This window comes from Vreelandella sp. ssv, from assembly GCF_059448525.1.
This window is the reverse complement of the sequence record NZ_CM182545.1, coordinates 3,802,264-3,822,438: the sequence shown is the minus strand read 5'-3', so window position 1 is coordinate 3,822,438 and position 20,175 is coordinate 3,802,264. Positions and strand designations below refer to the sequence as shown.

19 protein-coding genes are annotated in these 20,175 nt (G+C 54.6%); 12 read left to right on the top strand and 7 right to left on the bottom strand.

Annotated elements, in window-relative coordinates; translation table 11 throughout:
• Positions 1-31 precede the first annotated feature (31 nt).
• The 4 genes from AC5TBW_RS17430 to AC5TBW_RS17415 all read left to right on the top strand — a co-directional run bounded on the left by AC5TBW_RS17430 (position 32) and on the right by AC5TBW_RS17415 (position 5,879).
• On the top strand, positions 32-1,336 hold the full coding sequence (locus tag AC5TBW_RS17430; protein ID WP_495509774.1) for a TRAP transporter large permease: 1,305 nt from the start codon (positions 32-34) through the stop codon (positions 1,334-1,336).
• A gap of 128 nt (positions 1,337-1,464) precedes the next feature.
• Positions 1,465-4,140, top strand: a complete 2,676-nt coding sequence (locus AC5TBW_RS17425) for a bifunctional diguanylate cyclase/phosphodiesterase (protein ID WP_495509773.1) — start codon at positions 1,465-1,467, stop codon at positions 4,138-4,140.
• Between the two features lie 86 nt (positions 4,141-4,226).
• Positions 4,227-4,949 carry an HAD family hydrolase gene (locus tag AC5TBW_RS17420; protein WP_495509772.1) on the top strand — a complete coding sequence of 241 codons (723 nt, stop codon included), beginning with the start codon at positions 4,227-4,229 and terminating at the stop codon, positions 4,947-4,949.
• Positions 4,950-4,985: 36 nt separating this feature from the next.
• The gene (locus tag AC5TBW_RS17415) at positions 4,986-5,879 is read left to right on the top strand and encodes an EamA family transporter (RefSeq protein WP_495509771.1); all 894 of its coding nucleotides are present in this window, start codon (positions 4,986-4,988) and stop codon (positions 5,877-5,879) included.
• Between the two features lie 62 nt (positions 5,880-5,941).
• Here the strand turns inward: AC5TBW_RS17415 and AC5TBW_RS17410 are convergent, their stop codons facing one another.
• The 4 genes from AC5TBW_RS17410 to AC5TBW_RS17395 all read right to left on the bottom strand — a co-directional run bounded on the left by AC5TBW_RS17410 (position 5,942) and on the right by AC5TBW_RS17395 (position 9,728).
• Positions 5,942-6,682, bottom strand: coding sequence for a sulfite exporter TauE/SafE family protein (locus tag AC5TBW_RS17410; RefSeq protein ID WP_495509770.1), 741 nt, complete (start codon positions 6,680-6,682; stop codon positions 5,942-5,944).
• A 134-nt stretch (positions 6,683-6,816) separates the two neighbouring features.
• Positions 6,817-8,172: a magnesium transporter gene (mgtE, locus tag AC5TBW_RS17405; RefSeq protein WP_495509769.1), complete on the bottom strand. Its 1,356-nt coding sequence runs from the start codon at positions 8,170-8,172 to the stop codon at positions 6,817-6,819.
• 68 nt (positions 8,173-8,240) lie between these two features.
• Positions 8,241-8,582, bottom strand: a complete 342-nt coding sequence (locus AC5TBW_RS17400; RefSeq protein WP_495509768.1) for a DUF6482 family protein — start codon at positions 8,580-8,582, stop codon at positions 8,241-8,243.
• Between the two features lie 129 nt (positions 8,583-8,711).
• Positions 8,712-9,728, bottom strand: coding sequence for a 1-aminocyclopropane-1-carboxylate deaminase (locus AC5TBW_RS17395; RefSeq protein WP_335596164.1), 1,017 nt, complete (start codon positions 9,726-9,728; stop codon positions 8,712-8,714).
• A gap of 203 nt (positions 9,729-9,931) precedes the next feature.
• Between AC5TBW_RS17395 and AC5TBW_RS17390 the strand changes: the two genes are divergently transcribed.
• On the top strand, positions 9,932-10,438 hold the full coding sequence (locus AC5TBW_RS17390) for an Lrp/AsnC family transcriptional regulator (RefSeq protein WP_495509767.1): 507 nt from the start codon (positions 9,932-9,934) through the stop codon (positions 10,436-10,438).
• 44 nt (positions 10,439-10,482) lie between these two features.
• On the opposite strand, the gene AC5TBW_RS17385 is transcribed toward AC5TBW_RS17390, so the two are convergent.
• A complete protein-coding gene (locus AC5TBW_RS17385) occupies positions 10,483-10,857 on the bottom strand; it encodes a YbaN family protein (RefSeq protein ID WP_495509766.1) in 375 nt (124 codons plus the stop codon).
• Between the two features lie 199 nt (positions 10,858-11,056).
• Between AC5TBW_RS17385 and AC5TBW_RS17380 the strand changes: the two genes are divergently transcribed.
• Complete coding sequence (locus AC5TBW_RS17380; RefSeq protein ID WP_495509765.1) at positions 11,057-13,192, top strand: PhoX family protein; 2,136 nt, start codon at positions 11,057-11,059, stop codon at positions 13,190-13,192.
• Positions 13,193-13,277: 85 nt separating this feature from the next.
• On the opposite strand, the gene AC5TBW_RS17375 is transcribed toward AC5TBW_RS17380, so the two are convergent.
• Positions 13,278-13,613, bottom strand: a complete 336-nt coding sequence (locus tag AC5TBW_RS17375; protein WP_495509764.1) for a hypothetical protein — start codon at positions 13,611-13,613, stop codon at positions 13,278-13,280.
• A 184-nt stretch (positions 13,614-13,797) separates the two neighbouring features.
• On the opposite strand from AC5TBW_RS17375, the gene AC5TBW_RS17370 reads away from it, so the two are divergent.
• Positions 13,798-14,691 carry a LysR substrate-binding domain-containing protein gene (locus AC5TBW_RS17370; RefSeq protein WP_495509763.1) on the top strand — a complete coding sequence of 298 codons (894 nt, stop codon included), beginning with the start codon at positions 13,798-13,800 and terminating at the stop codon, positions 14,689-14,691.
• Positions 14,692-14,730: 39 nt separating this feature from the next.
• Here AC5TBW_RS17370 and AC5TBW_RS17365 read toward each other — a convergent pair whose 3' ends face one another.
• Positions 14,731-15,489, bottom strand: coding sequence for a FadR/GntR family transcriptional regulator (locus AC5TBW_RS17365; protein WP_495509762.1), 759 nt, complete (start codon positions 15,487-15,489; stop codon positions 14,731-14,733).
• A gap of 215 nt (positions 15,490-15,704) precedes the next feature.
• On the opposite strand from AC5TBW_RS17365, the gene AC5TBW_RS17360 reads away from it, so the two are divergent.
• The 5 genes from AC5TBW_RS17360 (at position 15,705) to AC5TBW_RS17340 (ending at position 20,158) form a co-directional block, all read left to right on the top strand.
• Positions 15,705-16,700, top strand: coding sequence for an asparaginase (locus AC5TBW_RS17360; RefSeq protein WP_495509761.1), 996 nt, complete (start codon positions 15,705-15,707; stop codon positions 16,698-16,700).
• Positions 16,701-16,777: 77 nt separating this feature from the next.
• On the top strand, positions 16,778-17,779 hold the full coding sequence (locus tag AC5TBW_RS17355; protein ID WP_495509760.1) for a TRAP transporter substrate-binding protein: 1,002 nt from the start codon (positions 16,778-16,780) through the stop codon (positions 17,777-17,779).
• Positions 17,780-17,841: 62 nt separating this feature from the next.
• Positions 17,842-18,363, top strand: a complete 522-nt coding sequence (locus tag AC5TBW_RS17350; protein WP_495509759.1) for a TRAP transporter small permease — start codon at positions 17,842-17,844, stop codon at positions 18,361-18,363.
• A 16-nt stretch (positions 18,364-18,379) separates the two neighbouring features.
• Positions 18,380-19,654 carry a TRAP transporter large permease gene (locus AC5TBW_RS17345; RefSeq protein WP_495509758.1) on the top strand — a complete coding sequence of 425 codons (1,275 nt, stop codon included), beginning with the start codon at positions 18,380-18,382 and terminating at the stop codon, positions 19,652-19,654.
• 36 nt (positions 19,655-19,690) lie between these two features.
• The gene (locus AC5TBW_RS17340; protein ID WP_495509757.1) at positions 19,691-20,158 is read left to right on the top strand and encodes a RidA family protein; all 468 of its coding nucleotides are present in this window, start codon (positions 19,691-19,693) and stop codon (positions 20,156-20,158) included.
• The last annotated feature ends 17 nt before the right edge of the window (positions 20,159-20,175 follow it).

The following is a 20,175-nucleotide window of genomic DNA, read 5'->3' as shown; positions in this document are numbered from 1 at the left end:
CGCTTCTGTCCCTTAAATCGGAGAGATCCTCGTGCTGCTACTAAGTCTCGCCACCATTTTTACGCTTGTACTGCTACTGGGGAGCGGGGTATGGATCGCCTTCGCGCTGATCGGTACTGGCTGGATAGCGCTCGAGTTCTTCAGCTCGTTTTCACCCGCGTCTATTTTGGCCTCCGATTTTTGGGGAGCAAGCTACGGTTGGGATCTTACCGCACTGCCCATGTTTATCTGGATGGGCGAGATTCTGTTTCGCTCCGGGCTTGCCGATAACATGTTCCGTGGCCTGTCGCCCTGGTTAAACCGCCTACCGGGCCGTTTGCTGCACACCAATATTATTGGCAGCGGCATGTTTGCAGCAGTTTGCGGTTCTTCGGCCGCCACCTGTGCCACAGTAGGAAAGATGACGCTGCCGGAGCTCGAACGGCGGGGCTACGACAGCAATATGGCGATTGGTACTCTAGCCAGTGCCTCTACCCTCGGGCTATTGATTCCGCCATCGATCGTGTTGATTGTTTACGGCGTGGTCACAGAGCAATCAATCTCCCGGCTGTTTATGGCCGGAATCGGCCCTGGCATAATGATATTGGCCATGTTTATGACCTACCTGATTTTGTGGGCATTGCTTAAGGGTAACCGCGAAGGCCTGACGGGCGAGGATGAGTCGGGCATGAGCTTTGCGGAAAAGCTGCGTAACACCTGGTCACTAATACCTATCTTGTTGCTGATCGGCGGTATTATTTTTTCGATTTATGGTGGTCTCGCTTCACCGACCGAAGCTGCTGCAGTGGGTGTTGTGCTGTCTATCATTATCGCGCGCTTTAACGGGCATTTTGACCGGGACATCTTCAAAAGCTCGCTGTTTGCCGCCGTCCGCACCGCTTGCATGATCGCTTTCATTATTGCCGGTGCTTCGTTTTTGACCTCGGCCATGGGGTTTACCCAAGTGCCCATGAAGCTGGCACAGGCGATTGGTGAAATGGGTCTGTCCCCTACCATGCTGCTGATTGCGCTCACGCTGCTACTGTTGATAATGGGCTGTTTCCTCGACGGTATTTCGCTGATTCTGCTGGTTACCGCGATCATTATGCCGCTGGTGAGTGCCGCAGGGTTCGACCTCATCTGGTTTGGTATTTATCTGGTGATCGTCGTTGAAATGTCTCAGATCACGCCGCCGGTTGGTTTTAACCTGTTTGTGATTCAGGGGCTAACGGGCAAAGATATTTTGACCATTACCAAAGCCACGCTACCGTTCTTCCTATTGATGTTGCTGGCGATTGCCTTAATGCATATCTTCCCCGGTATCGCCCTCTATTTACCGGAGGCAATGACTCGCTAACTGCCCGCCACAGGCCACGATTAAACATCCAGGCAGCCACGTCGGTTGCCTGGATGTTTAACGGGCGCTTCTTTGTCGATGCGCTTCGCGCTAAGCTGAAGAAAAAGCGGGAATAGGTGAGCCCACCAATGCGCATGTGGAATAACGCGGCCGATATCTTTCGCCAACTGGCAGAAGGCGTGGGACATAGTGGCAGTCCTAACTTTTATGCCACGCTGGTGGAGCGCTTGGCGGCCATATTAGGCGTTGAGCATGTATTAGTAGCGGCTGCTACTGAGCAAGGAGTGGCCGAAACGTTGGCCGTTTGGTCAAACGGAGCACATCAAGAAAACTTTGCTTACTCACTAACCGGCACCCCTTGCGAAACCGCACTAGGGAGCGAATTCTGCTTATATGACTGTGATGTCCAATTACGTTTCCCCAACGACAGATTGCTTCATGAGCTCGGTGCCGAGAGCTATATGGGGCTACCCCTATATGCAGTAGACGGACCCCCGATAGGATTGTTAGCGGTGCTCAAAAATGCACCGATGCATACCGATGACTTATCAAGCGAAATTCTGCGTATCGCTGCAGCCCAAGCGGGCGCAGAGCTTGGTCGTCAAAAGGCGGAACAGGCGTTAAGAAAAAGCGAGGAGGTCACGCGGGAGAGTGAGCGCCGATTGAATACGCTGCTTAACCACCTTCCGGGCATGGCCTATCGCTGTTTGAATGACCGCGATTGGACCATGCAACTAGTCAGTCAGGGGGCCGAAGCGTTAACGGGGTATCGGCCTGACGAGTTGCAAGACAATCGGGTTACCAGCTTTGCCGCTTTGATTCATCCTGAAGACCAGAGCAAAATCGTTAAAGAAGTGCAGTCAGCCATTGAAAGAAAGCGGCCTTATCGTGTGGTGTTTCGGTTGCAGCATCGCGACGGTAGCCTCCGCTGGATGTGGGAGCAGGGACAGGCCGTTTTAGATGATGCGGGTGAGGTTGTTTGCCTGGAAGGCTTTATCTCTGATGTCACCGATCAACAAGAGTCACAGCGGGTGCAAAACGCCGTACTGCAAGTGGCCTCTACGGTCACCACGAGAGTCGGTGATGATTATTTCCAACAGTTGATTGCCACCTTGGTTGAGGTGCTGGAAGCCGATGCGGGCTTTATTGCCCTGCTTCACACATCGCCCCAGGGATGTGAAGAAGTCTTTGGTCAGGCGACCACCGTCAGCATGGTGGTACAGGAAATCCCGCATGAGCAGCACACCTTTGCATTACGAGGGTCTCCGAGTGAACAGGTGGTACTCGAGCGGGAGGCGGTCGTACATGATGGTCCGCCGCTGCTACTGTCGGGCACACCGCTGCCGGTACGGGCTTGGATTGGCCGCCGTCTGGACAACGCCAACGGCGAAGCCATTGGTGTGATGATGGTCTTTTACCGCCAACCGCTGACCACGAATGCGTTTGCCACCTCGGTACTACAAATTCTTTCTACCGGTGCTGCGGCAGAGCTTGAACGTCGCCGTGACCACCGACATATGCACCAACTGGCCTACATCGATAGCACCACTGGACTGCCTAATCGCGTCCGTTTCATGGAGTTGTTAGGGGATCTGTGGAAAGAGGCTCATCAAGGTGAGCATGGGCTTTCACTGCTATTACTGGATATTCGTCGCTTCAAAGAAGTAAATGACCTGCACGGCCATCAGGTGGGGGATCAATTGCTGGTCACCGTGGCCGATCGTTTACACCGGATCAGCCATGCGTTTAGCTCGCTTGCCCGACTATCCGGTGATGAGTTTGCCCTGCTGGTGGTAGATGCTAATGTTGACAGCATCAATGCTCTTGTCGAGCAGCTACGCTCAGTCATTACGCAGCCACTGCATCTTGAGCGGCGCGTTTTTCATCTGGATGTCAGCATCGGTTTTGCCCATTATCCGCAAGATGTATCAGATGCAGAGGAATTATTTAACGCTGCCAGTATTGCCCTTCACCACGCCAAACGGCGCGAAAACAGTACCTGTCCCTATAACCAAACCATGCGCCATGCGCTCCAGCGGCGCCAACGGATGACTGAGCGGCTCAGTGCTGCGATCATTGAACAGCGCCTGGAACTCTATTTCCAGCCACAAGTCGAGCTCCCTAGTGGGCGGCTGACAGGCGCTGAAGCACTATGCCGCTGGCACGATGCGGAATGGGGGTGGGTGAGCCCGGGTGAGTTTATTCCTCTCGCCGAAGAGCGCGGATTGATTCGCATCTTGGGAGACTGGGTGTTGGAGGAGTCGGCTAGGCAACTAATGGCTTGGGGTACACAAAACAAGCAGGCACTGCCGGGTAGGCTGTCGATCAATATTTCTGCCCAACAATTTGCTGACCCCGATCTAACCCAGCATATTGCGCACCTAATGGCAGGCGTTCCACCGAATGCCATTTCGCTGGAGCTTACCGAAAGCGACTTTATGCGCGACCCCGATCAAGCCGTGGAAATCACGCACACTATGCGTAAGGCCGGTTATGCACTCTCTATTGACGACTTTGGCACGGGCTATTCGTCGCTCTCATACCTGAGGCGCTTTGCCGCTGACGCGCTGAAAATCGATATCTCCTTTGTGCGTGAAATGCTCGATAATCGCCATGACCGCACCATCGTGCAGACCATCATTGCCATGGCGCAAGCGCTTGAGATGAAGACAGTAGCTGAGGGTGTTGAGACCTACGAGCAAGCAAGTCTGCTTGCCGAAATGGGCTGTAATGAAGCGCAAGGCTACTGGTTTGGTCGCCCCTTACCGGCCGATGAGTTTGCGGCGGTATGGTTGACTCCTTAATTTTTCATCATCGCTGGCGTCATCGTCTTGTCATCACCTCTGGCATACCCTACGCGCCGCTAACCTGCGATGAAAGGAGTGCTCCCATGCGCCTAGCTCTGTTTGATCTTGATGGCACTCTCCTGGATGGAGACTGCAGCGATCGCTGGAATTTATGGATGATAGAGCAAGGTTGGGTCAGCGATGTCGATGCCTTTATGGCGCGGGCGGAGCGGATGCAGCAGGCCTATCATGCAGGCAAGTTAAAGCTGGAAGAGTATTTGGCCATGACCCTGGCGCCGCTGCGAGGACGCCGGGTGAAGGATGTCCAAAAAGAGGTCGAGCGTTTTGTCGCCACGCACCTTCAGCCGCGTATTTTTGAACAAGCCTGGGCCTGCCTGGATGCGCATCGTAAGGCTGGCGATACCCTGCTACTGATTTCCGCCTCGTCACGCCATTTGGTCGAGCCGATTGCGACTATCCTGGGCATTGAACATGTGTTGGCGGTAGAGCTAAGCGTGGAACACGGCATCAATGAAGACGCGCGCTATACCGGTGGTAGTGAAGGTATTTTTTCTTATCGCGGCGGTAAGGTGCTGCGCTTAAAACAGTGGCTGAGCGAACAACAGGTCTCTCCTAGTCACACTACCTTCTACTCAGACTCTCGCAATGACCTCCCGCTGCTGCAATACGTGGATTGCCCGGTGGCGGTCAACCCCGACCCGGTATTGGCCGAGGTAGCTAGTGTTGAAGGGTGGCGGCGCTTAGACTGGCGGTCGCCTCCAGGCGTTTCTCCTAATGTTTTGCCAGGGAAATCGGCGCATGCCTGATGCTGTTAATACACATCTACGAAATGAGGAGCGGCCTTGAGCCCTACCGCGCTGACCCTGGTGCTGGTCTCGGTGTGTATGCACGCAGGGTGGAACGTGCTGGGCAAACGCAATGCGCCATCATTAGCCTCTTTTGCCCTGGCTTACGGTGTCGGCGGTGCGGTGTTGCTTCCGCTGACGTTACTTGGCCCGGCGCTCACTGCATTACCCAGTGAATTCTGGGTCTGGCTGACGCTTTCTGGGTTATGCCAGATGCTCTATATGGGCGGCTTGGCTTGGGCCTATGCGCGGGGAGAAGTGAGCGTGCTTTATCCCATTGCCAGGGCATTGCCGGTGGTGCTGGTGCCTCTGGTATCTATCGCGCTGCTGAGCAGCCGCGTGCTGGATATGTGGGATGGCCTGGGAATGGCGCTAATAGTGGCCGGAGCTCTCTGCCTACCGCTTAGTCATCCTGAGGCGCGTCGGTTCTCTACCTATTTAACGCCCGCCATGGGCTTTGCGTTGTTGGCGGCTGCGGGAACGGTGGGCTATTCACTGATCGATAAGCAGGCCTTAGGACTGATGCAAGGCGCTGGGCACTCCGGGCTTACCGCTGGAACTGTCTTTATGGTGCTACAGGCGGTGATGACACTGGCTTGGGCGGTACCGCTGCTGGCGTTGCTGCCTGCCGAGCGGCGTCGACTTCCTGCACTTCGCCTGCAAGGCCTACCGATGCTAGTTACCACTGGCCTGATGATGACCTGCACCTATGGCTTAGTGCTAATGGCCATGGCACTCACCGACGAGGTGAGTTACGTGGTGGCGTTACGCCAACTCTCTATTCCGGTCGGTGTATTGATGGGCGTGCTATGGCTTAAAGAACCTGCCTCCAGGGCAAAAGCCCTCGGTACCCTGGTGATGCTAGCGGGGTTGATGATGGTGGCGCTGTAAGCAAAGCTGATTTTTTAGGACGCTACTCTCTAGGTGAGATTCTCTAGATTAGAGCCCTTAGGTTAAAGCGCCTGCCATACCAAGTTAATCCCCACCAAGAACATGGCTAGGATCACTAGGCGGTAAAACAGCTTTTCATTGACCCGGCTTTGCAGCCAGAGGCCGTTACGCACGCCGATCCAGGCCACGGGTACTAACAGTAGAGACGCCCAAGCGCTGGTCATATTGACTTCGCCAAGCCACACATAGGGGCCCAGTTTGATGGTGTTGACTACCGCGTAAGTGATCGTGCAGGTGGCAATAAATGTCTCTTTAGTGAGCTTGCGCGGCATCAAATACATGTTCATCGGTGGCGCGCCCGCATGGGCAATAAAGCTGGTAAATCCGCAAACGCTGGCCGCTGGCAGTGCCCACCGGCTGGAAATCGGTTTTTTAGCGACAGGTTTTAGCAGCATATAAGCAGCAAACACGACGGATAGAATCCCCAATGCTAGGCGCACGCCTTGCTCACTCAAACTGCCAAACAGCAGTGTGCCTACCGCCACACCGATGAATAAACCTGGCACAAATCGCCATACTTCAGCGTTTGATTGCTTACCCCACCACGCCCTCACCGCAAATACGTCCATTACCAACAGTAGTGGTAGCAGTAGGCCGGCCGCTTGAGTGGGGCTAATCGCCAGCGCCATCAACGGGACCGAAAGCGTGCCGAAACCACCCGCAAAACCGCCTTTTGAAACCCCGGTCAGGTAAACAGAAAACATGATTAACAGCCAAGCGATCACGGTATAGTCGGGGAGCATGGACGCCTCAGGATATTCATAAAAATGAACCACAAAAAAAGCCCCGCGTTAGCGGGGCTCGTAATCATAACATTAGATAAATGTTAGCGGACGGATAGAGTGACGCCGCCGCTCGCATGATTGAATGGCCTTGATCACAAAATAATCAGCGTCGCGAGTCCTAAGAAGGATAAAAAGCCAACCACATCGGTAACGGTGGTTAAAATCACCGCGCCGGATAACGCAGGGTCGATCTGGAGCTTTTTCAACACCATGGGGATGAGTACGCCGGATAAGTTGGCGAGGCTCATATTGATAAAGATGGCCAGGGTGATCACCACTGTAATCATGGCGTCGCCAAACCAGAGATGGGAAATCAAACCGACCACTAATGCCCAAACCAAGCCGTTACTCATCCCCACCCACATCTCTTTGTTATATAGCCAGCGGACGTTGTTACCAGCGAGCTGGCCCAACGCCAAACCGCGTATGACGACAGTGAGGGTTTGACTGCCGGCAATACCCCCCATGCTCGCCACCACCGGCATCAAAATGGCCAGGGCTACAATTTGATCCAATGCCGCTTCGAATTGGCCAATAACGAAAGCCGCTAAAAAAGCCGTTAACAGATTAATACCCAGCCAAATGCCACGGCTTTTTGCGCTGCGTAAAACGGGCGTGAAGACTTCTTCTTCGTTACTGACGCCGGACATATGCTTTAGCGTCATGTCAGCGTCGTCTTGGGTGATTTCAAGTACGTCGGCGGCGTTTAGCTGGCCGACCAATAACCCATCGCTATCGCACACTGGCACAAAGTGCAGCTCTTTAGAGCGCAGTAAAGCCGCTGCATCGCTGACTTTCATTTGATCATTTAGGGTGAAAAAGTCATCCATATAATCATCAACCACCGCATCTTGTGGTTGCTTTATTAAATCAATCAGGGTCAAGGTGCCGAGTAAGCGTTTGTCTTTATCCGTAATCATGATCTGCTGCGACTCATCGTCGAGCAGATGGTGGATGCGAATATAGCGCTGCACGGCCTCTAACGACACGCCCTGTTTTACATTGACTGTCTCGGGATCCATGTAACGGCCAACCACGTCATCTTCATAGGCGTGAAGATTCTCAACCTGGGCACGGATCTCTTGCTCTAAGCTGGCGTAGACGCTGGTTTTTATGGCTTCATCAGCAACATCTAAAACTTCAGCAACTTCTTGAGCATCCAAGCCTTTAACAATTTCCTCTACATCGCTGGCCGATAAGTCTTCGATGTAGTCAGCACGGATGTCTTCGTCAACTTCGGCGAGAACCTCGCCGATTAAATCGTCGGGAACATACTCCCAAAGGAAATCTCGCGTTTTGGCCGGGAAGGACTCTAGTGTTCGCGCAATGTCTAAAATATCGAGTTCAGAGAAATACGCTTTTAGTGCCGTTGTGTCTGGGTCATCTAGCAGATTTTGAAGGTAGAGTAGTTGCTCTTCGGAATTGGTGTATTTTTCATCATCGCGCATAGAGTCCGTCCTTGTTGGAAGCTAAGTGTTAAAGAAGTGCAAACTCCTGGCGGCTCGCTTTATGAATGTTATAGACAGGTATGGTTGAACGCCACGCGAACACCATAGGCCATGCGTTGCTGGGCAGAAACGGGCGCTATGTCTGTGCCAATCATCTCGTCATCAGCGTCGGCCCAGGTGAGTGTGCCGTGGGTGAAACCCAGCGGCGCCAGCGTGCGGCCAATCCACTGCGTACCGGTAAAGCGTTGCGTCTCGCCGTTCTGGTCGGTAAGCACGCTGATAGCGTTACCCTGATATAGGCGAACGATGTACCAACCCCTATCGAGCCCATGTACCTCAACCTCGGGTAGCGGCGCTGGGTATTGGGCAAGATCGTCAACGGTAATGTGCGCGGGAAGTGTTGAAGACATGGCGTATCCTCATGAGTGAACATCTTATACGCCAAGACTAAAGGGTGTGCTCTATTTGTACAGCAGTAACCGTCTGATCAGGTTTATTGGGGCACTGGATCAGACGGTTTGAGGAAGGTATTTTACGCCTTATCCATTGCGAAATAGGAAACTATAGGCATTTAACGCGGGTACGCCGCCCAGGTGGGCGTAGAGCACCTTGGAACCCGCGGGAAATTCACCGTTGCGCACCATGTCGATCATGCCGTGCATGGATTTGCCTTCGTAGACGGGGTCGGTGAGTACGCCTTCCAGACGGGCGCAGAGGCGAATGGCTTCTAGTGTGCCTTCGTTGGGCAGGCCGTACTCGGGGCCGCCGTAACGAGTATCCAAAATAACATCGTCATCGCTAATACCGCCTTCCAATTCCACCAGCTCGGCCGTATTGCGCGCGATGCGCAGGATCTGTTCACGGGTTTGCTCAGGCTTGGCGGAGGCGTCAATGCCAATCACTCGCTGGGCACGGCCATCGGCGGCAAACCCCACCACCATGCCCGCCTGGGTGCTGCCGGTGACCGAGCACACTACGATATAGTCAAATGTGAAGCCCAGTTCTTTCTCCTGCTGTCGCACCTCTTCGGCAAAGCCCACGAAGCCTAAGCCGCCGTAAGGGTGTTCGGAACAACCCGCCGGAATCGGAAAGGGCTTCCCGCCGCGCTGGCGAACATCCTCCATCGCCTGCTCCCAGCTGGGGCGAATGCCGATATCGAACCCCGCGTCATCCAAGCGCACATCGGCGCCCATGATGCGGGACATCTCAATATTACCCACGCGGTCATAGACTGCATCGGAGTAGTTCACCCAGTTCTCTTGCACCAGTACGCACTGCATACCCAGGTGAGCGGCCACCGCGGCTACCTGGCGGGTCTGGTTGGATTGGATACCGCCAATAGATACCAGCGTATCGCAGCCCTGCTCCAATGCTTCAGGAATCAAGTACTCCAACTTGCGCGTTTTGTTGCCGCCAAAGGCTAAGCCGCTGTTGCAGTCTTCGCGCTTGGCGTAAAGCTCGACTTCACCGCCTAAATGTTCGCTTAAACGTTTGAGAGGTGTGATAGGAGAAGGGCCAAAGGTGAGCGGGTAACGTGGGAAGCGTTCGAGGTTCATAGCAATCTCCAGCTTTAAAACATTAGTTGCGATATAGGGCGGCTAAGGTTGTTGTGAACAATTGGCGTGCTCTCTGCTATTTATAGTAAGTGTTAGCTATGATTTTTGTGTTGCAAAGTTGGCTGTTTTAAAGCAATAAAAATTGATAAAACATGTTTTATATGGGATTAAATGGTGTTTATAGATGAATAAGGTAAATAATAGTGCGCTCAAAAACCTCCCGTTCACGCCCTGAGTCTGATGATCAGGCCGCTGAACTAGACCGAACAGATCGGCGTATCCTTAAACTGCTTCAGGACGATGCCACGCTCTCCAATGTGGCACTGGCAGAACAGGTTAACTTGAGCCCGGCGGCGTGCTTACGCAGGGTGGAAAAGCTCAAGCGGGATGGGGTAATCAGCCGGGTGGTGGCGCATCTAGACCCGGAGCAGCTACAGGCGGGTATGGTGGTGTTGATTGGCGTGGTGCTGGATCGTTCGACGCCGGAATCCTTCGCTGCCTTTGAAGAGGCGGCACAGAAGGTGTCAGGCTGCATGGAGTGCCACGTGGTCACCGGAGAGTTTGATTACTTTATGTTGGTGCGCACGCGAGACAGCCAAAGCTTTAACAGGCTGCACGCCGAACAACTGCTTTACCTGCCCGGCGTGCGTCAGATCCGCTCGTTTATGGGTCTGCGTGAGGTGGTCTCGACCCATAAGGTGCCGATTTAGTGGTTTGCTAGCTGAGTTTTAGAAGTGATACTTCCTAAACGGTGTCAAGGCAAAGAGGAGGGCTCAGGACGGGTAGCTAGCCACAAAGCGATCATTATTAGGAAAGCAACCACCCCCCAGCTTAGCCAGCCTTGGCCGAGTGACCAGACAACAATCAGCGCGCTAGCCGCGATCATACCAACGGCCGTTAATTTAGCGCGCCGGGGTATGGCGCGCTCTTTTTCCCAGGTTAGCAGTAGTGGACCAACATAGTGGCGCGAGCGAATCCATTGCTCAAACCGCGTCGATCCTTTAGATGCACAATAAATAGCGATGAGCATAAAAACAGTGGTGGGCATTAGCGGTAAAAAAATACCTACCAGCCCCAGGCTGAAACTAATAGCCGCCAACGCCACCCATATGATGCTGATCAGTCTCATCCTTGCTCCCGATTGGCCCGCTGTTACCCAGCGCAACGCATTACGTGTGGATAAGTATGGTTTTATATCACGGCTTTGCCACGCGGGCTGACACTCTTCATCTAAATGAAGCCAACTCGTCATTATCCTGTCATTTCACTTAATTAGTGTCTTCTGCAAGTTAAATCGTTGGCTTACAAACGATCAGGGAGAGACCACCATGAGTAAAGAGATCGAAGATCATCGTCTGTTTAATAACAGCAGCAACCAGCCTTTTGCTGAGGTATTGGCGCGGCATGTCTCTCGGCGTGATGTAATGCGTGGTGGTTTAGGAGTGGCGGCGGCTTCCATGCTCAGTTTTGGTGGTGCTGCCCAGGCGCTGGCTTCAAGTGGCGCGCAGAAGACACCCCTGTCGCTCGCCTTTGAAGCGGTACGCGGTTCCCATACCGACGCGATCGTGGTGCCGGAAGGCTATGTGGCCCAGGTATTAGTGCCTTGGGGCACGCCATTGAGTACAGGCGATGCGTGGCAGGCCGATCAGGCCATGACGGCTGAACGACAGGCAGAAAGTGTGGGCATGCACCATGACGGCATGGCCGGTTTTGCCTTGGATGCCGACAACGCGTCGCGTCGTTTCGTGCTGGCCCTCAACAATGAATATATTGATCAGGCCGCCCTTTGGGCGCCTCAGGGCGGCCCTACCAATGCCGAAGAGGGCAAGCGACCCGCGGATGAGTCGCGCACCGAGATCAATGCTCACGGTGTCACGCTTGTCGAAATCGAAAAAGACGCCAACGGCCAATGGGCGCATGTGCCAGGATCCCGTTATAACCGTCGCCTGACTAGTGCAACGGTGATGGAGCTGGCTGGGCCCGTGGCAGGCAGTGACTACGTCAAGACACAGTTCTCTCCGACAGGTCTGCAAACCCGTGGTACGAACAATAATTGCGGTAATGGGGTAACCCCTTGGGGTACCTATATTGCCTGTGAAGAGAACTGGCCTGATATTTTTGTTAATCGTGGCGAGCGCTTTCAGGATGACGCCCGCATCGGTATTCCCACTGACAAGAGCCGCTACGGTTGGGACACATCCGCAGGCGATACCTCCGAGGAGAAGGATGAGTTCGCGCGCTTTGATATCACCCCGCGTGGCGAGCGGGCGGAGGATGATTATCGCAACGAGGCACGCACGTTTGGTTATCAGGTGGAGGTTGACCCCTATAGCGAAGCGCGAGCAGTCAAGCGGACAGCGCTTGGCCGTTTCCGCCATGAAGGGTGCTGGTTAGGCAAGCTGGAAGCCGGTCAGCCAGTGGTTTACTACTCGGGCCACGATTCCCGCAACGAGTACGTGTATAAGTACGTCTCCGATGCTGCTTGGGACCCTGCCGATGCCAACCGTCCCGGTGAGGAGTACGATCGTCTTGCCATTGGCAACAAATATTTGGATAACGGTACCCTTTATGTTGCTCGCTTCCACGCCGACGGTAGCGGTGAATGGCTGCCGCTAACGCCAAGTGCCCAAACGCGTGACGGTCGTACACTGGCAGCGGCGTTGGGGCTGGCCGACGGCGATGCGGCAGGTATCATCATCAATACCTGCGACGCAGCCGATTTGTTGGGCGCCACGCCGATGGATCGTCCTGAGTGGGCCTCTGTGGATCCCACATCAGGCGATGTCTATCTGACGCTGACCAATAATAGCCAACGTACCGCCGAGGGCTCCTCGCCGACGTATACCAATGACGGTGAGCGCCTAGAACAGCACGGCATTGGTTACGATCTGGCACCGACCAACGCGGCCAATCCACGTGCTAATAATGAAGCGGGACACATCATCCGCTGGCGTGAAAGCCGGTTGCCCAATGCCTTTACTTGGGAGGTGTTTGTGTTTGGCGCGGCCGCTGACGATGCGGATAACCACTCTGGTCTGACAGAAATGAATCAGTTCGCCAGCCCCGATGGACTCTGGTTCGACGATCGCGGCGACGGTCAGGGCATCCTCTGGATCCAGACCGATAACGGTTATGATGGGGTGACCGAATACACCAACGATCAGCTGCTTGCCGTGGTACCTAACGGGCTCGACGACATTCAGGGTACTGGCCCGGTGATTAACAGCAGTAACCAGCAGCAGCTCAAGCGCTTTGCGGTAGGGCCGAACGGCTGTGAAGTGACGGGTATTTTTGCCACGCCGGATAAAACCGCGCTGTTTATTAACATTCAGCACCCGGGCAATTGGCCAGCCGATGCTAGCGCGCTGGTGCAAGACGCCACGATTGCCGCCAGTGGTCAAGTGCGCCCCCGGGCATCGACCGTTGTTATTCAGAAACGCGATGGCGGGCCAATAGGGGTTTAAAATCACTCACTGAGTGCAAAGCGCTGCCGCTAGAAGACGCCGCATTAAAGCTTCGAACCTCCCACAGGTTCGAAGCTTTTTTGATTCAGGCCTGCTGAAATTGCCGCTTTTTCTGCTGGCCTTCTAATGCGTGAAGGGCATCGACCTTTAGTGGGAGCTGGCTGGCCCAGAGAATATCTTCTCGGCTGTGGCCAATATCTCGCAGTACATGGTCATCGTAGGCCAGCAGCGGCACTATATGACGGCGGAAAAGCCATCGCCGCCGACAGTGCCACCAGCCCATATCCAGCGCACGAATTAGCCGCGTCGACGGCATGGCCGGCATGTAAAACTGCAGTTGTGGCGGCTTGGGCGGCGGCGCCAATTGGCTAGCTTTTTCCCAGGCGGTATGGGCGTGTTGGGTAAGCTCTTGATACTTCATTGCGCACCTCCATTGTCACAGCGGCTGTACAGTCAATGGCGCCAGGGCGCTAACTGGGCAGCTTTGATCTGTGATGAATAAGTGGGAGGGTCGCGACCTCTGGTTATCAGCTTGGTACTTTGCCTTGGATCAATCAAACGAAAAGAACTACACTATGCCTTAAGTTTTTCTGAAAGGTGCTGTGATGAATCAGCTAACGAATGTGGTGAGCAGCCGGGCTGTCTTGCCGTTACTGGACAGTGAAGTGCTGCGCAGCTTTGTCACGATTGCGGAAAGTGGCAGCTTTACTCGCGCTGCCCAGCAACTGTTTCGGACCCCTTCCGCGCTGAGCATGCAGATCAAACGCCTGGAAGAGACGCTGGGACAGACGCTATTTGTACGCGAAGCACGCCACGTGCGACTGACGGCAGAGGGGGAAGTGCTGCTTGGCTATGGACGGCGACTGCTTAAACTCAATGCGGAAGCCGTTACCCAATTTTTAGCCCCCACCATAGAAGGGCGCGTGGGGTTGGGGATAACTGACGACGTCGTAGGACGTATTCTGCCCACTGTGCTCGCCCAGTTCGCCCGCTCGCATCCAGCAGTGCAGGTCGATGTAGTAGTGGGGCGCAGCAAAGATTTGCTTGCCCAGCTGGATGAGGGAGAGCTGGATCTGGCGCTGGTGATGAGCGTAGAGCCTGGTCAGGCAACGCGCGGCGACATTGTCCATAGCGAACCGTTAGTGTGGGCGGGTCGTGAGGATGGCGTTGCCGTTCAGCGAACGCCTCTGCCGGTGACCTTGGCCCAGCAGGGGTGTGCATGGCGTAGGATCGCGCTGAACGCCCTTGATCATGCCGGGGTTAATTACCGGATTGCTTACTCCTGCGACCACTGTGCCGGGCAGGAGGCCGCCATGCTGGCCGATTTGGCCGTAACGGCTTTCCCTAAAAGCTTGATTCGCCCGCCGCTCAAGCGCCTCCACAACGAATCGTTGCCCCCACTAGGCGATTACCAAGTGGCACTGGTGAGGCGTCCAGGCAGTGGCGATGCCAGCGAGGTATTGGCCGAGCGGGTGGTGGAGGCTTTTCGGGTGAGTTGAGCCCACGTCATCAGCCATCTAAAGAAGCTGCCAATTATGCTAACGCGGTGCCGCACTCAATTCGCTGTTGCCTTCATAGGTAAGGTTGGTTTCCCAGCTTTCACTGCTAACGGCTATTGCTGCATGAATACCGGCGGTGTCGCCTGCTTTGAAGGCAGCATAGATCGCTTTGTGATCCTTCAAGGCGGTTTCCGGGAGTGATCGCATGGAGGTTTCCAGTGCGGCTTCGATCAGTTGCAGTAAGGTTTCCCCGACGCGGATGGTCATGGGGTTATGGGTGCTGTGCAGAATGGCGCGATGGAAGGCAATATCGTGCTTGGAGGTTTGAGCACCTGCGCGGATGGCTTCTTCCATGGCGTCGATACTCTGCTGAATGCGTTGGTGATCGTCTGCTGTAGCGCTATGCATGGCTTGAAGGGTATACGCTGGTTCAAACATAAGACGGAATTCCAATACGTCCCGTGTCATGCCCCGCGCCAGGATCATACCGAACGCCATCGGGTCGACGAGCGGCGTGCCGGGTTCGCGGCGAATCATAGTGCCTTGGCCTCGTTTGACCTCAACGATTCCTATCGCTTGCAGCATCTTAATGGCTTCACGCACGCTGGATTTACCAATGCCCAGGGTGTGAGTGAGCTCCGTTTCCGAGGGCAGGTAATCCCCAGGTTTGAGATCGCCTCGTATAAGAGCGCTTTTAATACGCTCTAGCAGCTGCAGTGCAACGGAACTGCGATCCATCGAATCCCCAAAAGAGGTTGTACTGGTCGAGTTAATCTCGGGCTGGCGTTTAAAACTCATGTGGGCCTCGCGTGGCTCATCGGTGTTTCCTGCATTTTATCAGTGCCCAAGCCTAGCGGCTTAGGGCAGTCGATTGCATATATTTAAAATGAATATTCTTATCTTCCATTGTTTTATATGACTGTCTTGCTAATGTCTTGTTCTTTAGTCTAGTCTGAATTCAGACATCTGATGTCTGTTGTTTGTTCAGAAAGATATAAAACGTGAGAACCTGAATGACCAAAAAGCACATTGTGGTATTGACCACGGGCGGCACGATTGCCAGCAAGCCCAGTGATTCAGGGCGTAGCCAGTCAGGAAGGTTAAGCGGCGAGCAGCTGCTGGAGCAGGTGCCGCTGCCGCAGGGTGTCGACGTCACGTTAGAGGTGATGTCGATCCTGCAGAAGCCCAGTAATGCCGTCACCCTCACCGATCTTGCTGAACTCCATTGCCAAGGGCGGAGAGCATTGTCGCGGGCGGATGTGGATGGTCTGGTGATCACCCACGGTACCGATACCTTGGAAGAGACCGCTTACTTTCTATCGCTCACGCTGCCAGCGGATAAACCCTGCGTCATCACCGGTTCCCAGCGGGCGCCTCATCAGTTAGGTACCGACGCCTTTAAAAATATTTGCGATGCCATCGTGGCGGCAGCCAACCCCCAACTGAATCGGCTGGGCTGTGTCGTGGTGTTCAACGAGTCGCTGTTTGCGGCGCGCCATGCCCGCAAGGTGAGCAGTTTCCAGCTGCATGGATTTGATGCCCCCGGCGCTGGAGCGCTGGGGTATATCGATGGGCAACGGCTCAAGCTTTATCACCCGGCAACCGCGATTGAGCCTCCGATTGAAGGCTGGGAGGTTCCGTTGCCGCGAGTCGATCTACTGCCCGCCTATCTGGATGCCTCGCCAGCACTGCTGAACGCCTGCGTGGAGAGTGGGGCGAAGGGGGTGGTGATCGATGGTTTAGGCCGGGGCCATGTGCCGCCTAGCTGGATGAACGAAATACGCGCATTGGTTGGCGCAGGTATCCCTGTCGCGGTCGTGAGTAGCTGCGCTCAAGGGCCGGTGAACACCAGTTATGAGTTTAGCGGCAGTCTGGCCGATTTAGTCTCGGCAGGGGTGATCGCGCTCAACGATATCAGTGCACGCAAGGCAAGGCTTGCCCTTGCCTTGCTGCTGAGTAAAACCCCACGCGAAGCATTGGGGGATGCGATGGAACGCTTGATGGCGTGAGCGGCCTTTTAACCTTGCTCAACTGCAGTAACAGGAAACTAAAAAGCAATTCACCATAACTAAATAAGGTGCTGGACATGAAACTAACGCTGACAAAAGCCACCCTCTCTGCGGCTATTGCTGTCGCTTCTCTCAGTGCGGCGCAACTCCATGCGGCCGACTATACCTTCAGCTTCGCCCACGTGTTGATTGAAGAGACGCCGAACGGCCAGGCGGCGCTGCGCTTTAAAGAGGAGGTAGAGGAGAAGTCCGACGGTCGTATCGAAATTAATGTTCTGCCAGCCGCTCAGGTGGGGGGTGACGTTGAAATCATTGAGCAGATTCAGATGGGGCTGGTCGATATCGGTATCCCGCCCACGGCGACCCTGGGCAACTTTGAGCCGCGCATGCAGATTTTGGATCTGCCGTTCTTGATTGCCGATTACGACACCATGGTGGAAACCCTGGATGGTGAAGTGGGCCGCGAAATACTCGACACCCTGAGTGGCCATAACATGGTTGGCGTCAATTTCTGGGGAGCGGGTTTCCGCCATATCACCAACAATGACCGCCCGATCGAAACCCCCGAGGATATGGAGAATATCCGCATGCGTACCATGCAGGCGCCGATCATCATCTCCACCTATGAAAACCTGGGCGCTAACGCCACCGCAATGGCTTTCACCGAGGTGTACAACGGCCTGCAGCAGGGCGTGGTGTCGGGGCAGGAAAACCCATTGGCTAACATCTACACCATGCGTTTCCATGAGGTGCAGGATTATCTTTCGCTGACCAATCACGCTTACCACGCCTATGCGGCGGTTATGAACCAGGATTCCTGGGACTCGCTGCCGGAAGACCTGCAAGCGGTCATGCTGGAAGCCTTCGATAACGGTCGAGATACGTCCCGTGCGCTAACGCTGCAGGACGAAGAGACCATCATGGAAGAGATCAAAGACGAAATAGCGATCAACGAACTCACCCCAGAGCAGCGCGACGCCTTTATTGAAGCCAGCATGCCGGTGCACGAAGAGTATGAAGATATCGTCACCACGGAGTTGCTGCATAAGGTATATGACGCTGTGGGTATCGAGTATTGATCCAACGGGTCGGCTAAGACCCGACTCCTCTCTTCTTACCCCTTTTAGGGTGTGGATATCTCATGTTCGAAGCGCTCAACAAATGTCTTGATCGCTTGGAAAGTGTGGCGATGGTCGTTTTCATGTCGATTGCGACCATCCTCACTACCATCCAAGTCGTGTATCGCTACGGCTTTAGCGGTTCGCTATTTTGGGCTGAAGAAGTCGTTATTTACTCCATTATCTGTATGAGTTTTGTGGGTGCCAGTATGGGGGTACGCCATGGGACGCATATTTCGGTGGATGTACTGAATGCCATTGCCTCGCCCGCTGTGAACCGCTGGCTGCACATGATCGCCGCACTGATCGGTATCGTGTTCGCACTCTTTATGACCTATTACGGCTTTGTGCTCTATTTCAGTACGCTGGATCGCGGCCAATTGACGGCGGCACTCCGCCTGCCAATGGCGTGGTTTTATCTGCCTATTGGCATATCGGGTGTGCTGCTGATTCTGCGCTATCTATGGGTCATCCATGAAGTCTGGAAAAAGCCTCCGGTAGGACTCTCCGAAGAGCTTGTAGCCAGTTCGGATAAGCTCATTTAACCCCTGGAGAGCGACCATGATTACTGCATTATTACCGATCTTTTTTGCCGTTCTACTCCTCGGGCTGCCCATCTTTGCTTCCTTGGCATTGGCGGTGTTTCTTGCCATTGAATTCTTCGGTGCCACCAATCCGGTCATCGTACCGATGCGCATGTTTACCGGCATGAACAATTTTTCGCTGATGGCGATTCCGTTCTTTATCCTGGCGGCGGAGTTGATGCGGATTGGCGGGCTTTCCGATCGATTGATCAATCTGGCCAAGGCGCTGGTAGGGTGGGTGCCAGGGGGCTTGGCAGCGGCTACCGTGCTGTCATGCCTCTTCTTTGGGGCCATCTCCGGTTCGAGCCCCGCAACGGTGGTGGCGATTGGCTCGATCATGTTCCCGGCACTTGTCGCTGCTGGCTACGATAAGCGCTTTGCGATTGGGTTAATCGCCACCGCCGGTACCTTGGGGCCGATCGTACCGCCGAGTATTGCGCTGATTATCTACGGCTCAGTGACCGGTACGTCGGTGGGACGGCTGTTTGCAGCGGGCCTGCTGCCCGCCATTGTGATTGCCTCGATTCTCATCGCCTACTGCATCGTCTTTAGCAGCATCAAAGGCTATGAACGCGCTCCTTTTCCTTCGCTGCGGCAAATCTTGTTTGCCTTTAAAGACGCTGCCTGGGGCCTTGGCCTGCCGGTGATTCTGCTAGGGGGCATTTACAGTGGTGTCTTTACCCCGACCGAATCGGCGGCAGTCGCCTGTGTATATGGGCTGTTCGTCGGCATGGTGGTTTATCGCACCATCAACGTCCTGGAATTGGTGGGAACGCTAAGAAGCTCTGGTTTGATTTCCGCGACGCTGCTGCTGATTACCGCGGGCGCCTCTGCTTTCTCTTGGCTGCTTGCCATTACGGGTACGCCTAGCCAGTTGGCAGGTGAGGTACTTTCGTGGACAGACGACCCGTTTCAGGTCATGGCGCTGTTTAATGTCGTGATGATCGTTGCTGGCTTCTTCCTCGATAGCGCCTCTGCCATCATCGTGCTCTCACCTTTGCTGCAGCCTATTGCGGCCCAAGTGGGCGTGGACCCGGTGCATTTTGGGGTGATTACGCTGATCAACTTCTCGGTAGGCATGATTACCCCGCCGGTCGGGCTGAACCTGTTCGTTGCCATGGCGATATCCAAAATGTCGCTGCAGGAAGTGTTTAAGGCCTGCTTACCGCTGATTGGCTTGATGCTGTTAGCGCTGATTATTATCACCTACGTCCCATGGCTAAGTACTTGGCTGCCATCGCTAATTTATTAATAGCGTGAATACGTTAATCAACAAGGACAACGAGCCATGAGTAAAACGATTGAACAAGCGGTGGCGGAGCAGGGCCTTACGTTACCGACGATTCCAACACCGCGTGGCCTGTTTCTGCCCTGGTCACGGTTGGGCAACCAGTTGTTTTTAGCGGGCCAGATTTGCGAACGAGACGGTGATGTTCTCTATCCTGGCAAGGTGGGCGGTGAGTTCGATCTTGAAACCGGCAAACTGGCGGCCCAGGCGTGTGCTTTGAACCTCTTGGCTGAATTGAGCGATGCGGTTGATGGCGACTTCTCTCGCGTGGTGCGCTGCGTGCGCATGAATGGTTTCGTCAATGTGGCGCCAGGCTTTCACGATGTGCCGCTGGTGATCAACGGGGCATCAGAGCTTTTTGTCGCGCTATTTGGCGATGCGGGGCGTCATGCTAGAATTGCCATTGGGGTGGCGACACTGCCCGGCAATGCGGCGGTGGAAGTCGAAGCGATTTTTGAAGTGCGTTAAGCACCCGCGGAGGTACG

Coding starts and splice junctions, on each gene's coding strand:
- AC5TBW_RS17420 (WP_495509772.1), top strand. CDS start 4,227: ATGCGCCTAGCTCTGTTTGATCTTGATGGCACTCTCCTGGATGGAGAC.
- AC5TBW_RS17350 (WP_495509759.1), top strand. CDS start 17,842: ATGTTCGAAGCGCTCAACAAATGTCTTGATCGCTTGGAAAGTGTGGCG.
- AC5TBW_RS17385 (WP_495509766.1), bottom strand. CDS start 10,857: ATGAGACTGATCAGCATCATATGGGTGGCGTTGGCGGCTATTAGTTTC.
- AC5TBW_RS17400 (WP_495509768.1), bottom strand. CDS start 8,582: ATGTCTTCAACACTTCCCGCGCACATTACCGTTGACGATCTTGCCCAA.
- AC5TBW_RS17365 (WP_495509762.1), bottom strand. CDS start 15,489: ATGAGTTTTAAACGCCAGCCCGAGATTAACTCGACCAGTACAACCTCT.
- AC5TBW_RS17380 (WP_495509765.1), top strand. CDS start 11,057: ATGAGTAAAGAGATCGAAGATCATCGTCTGTTTAATAACAGCAGCAAC.
- AC5TBW_RS17410 (WP_495509770.1), bottom strand. CDS start 6,682: ATGCTCCCCGACTATACCGTGATCGCTTGGCTGTTAATCATGTTTTCT.
- mgtE (WP_495509769.1), bottom strand. CDS start 8,172: ATGCGCGATGATGAAAAATACACCAATTCCGAAGAGCAACTACTCTAC.
- AC5TBW_RS17370 (WP_495509763.1), top strand. CDS start 13,798: ATGAATCAGCTAACGAATGTGGTGAGCAGCCGGGCTGTCTTGCCGTTA.
- AC5TBW_RS17355 (WP_495509760.1), top strand. CDS start 16,778: ATGAAACTAACGCTGACAAAAGCCACCCTCTCTGCGGCTATTGCTGTC.
- AC5TBW_RS17340 (WP_495509757.1), top strand. CDS start 19,691: ATGAGTAAAACGATTGAACAAGCGGTGGCGGAGCAGGGCCTTACGTTA.
- AC5TBW_RS17345 (WP_495509758.1), top strand. CDS start 18,380: ATGATTACTGCATTATTACCGATCTTTTTTGCCGTTCTACTCCTCGGG.
- AC5TBW_RS17360 (WP_495509761.1), top strand. CDS start 15,705: ATGACCAAAAAGCACATTGTGGTATTGACCACGGGCGGCACGATTGCC.
- AC5TBW_RS17395 (WP_335596164.1), bottom strand. CDS start 9,728: ATGAACCTCGAACGCTTCCCACGTTACCCGCTCACCTTTGGCCCTTCT.
- AC5TBW_RS17375 (WP_495509764.1), bottom strand. CDS start 13,613: ATGAAGTATCAAGAGCTTACCCAACACGCCCATACCGCCTGGGAAAAA.
- AC5TBW_RS17425 (WP_495509773.1), top strand. CDS start 1,465: ATGCGCATGTGGAATAACGCGGCCGATATCTTTCGCCAACTGGCAGAA.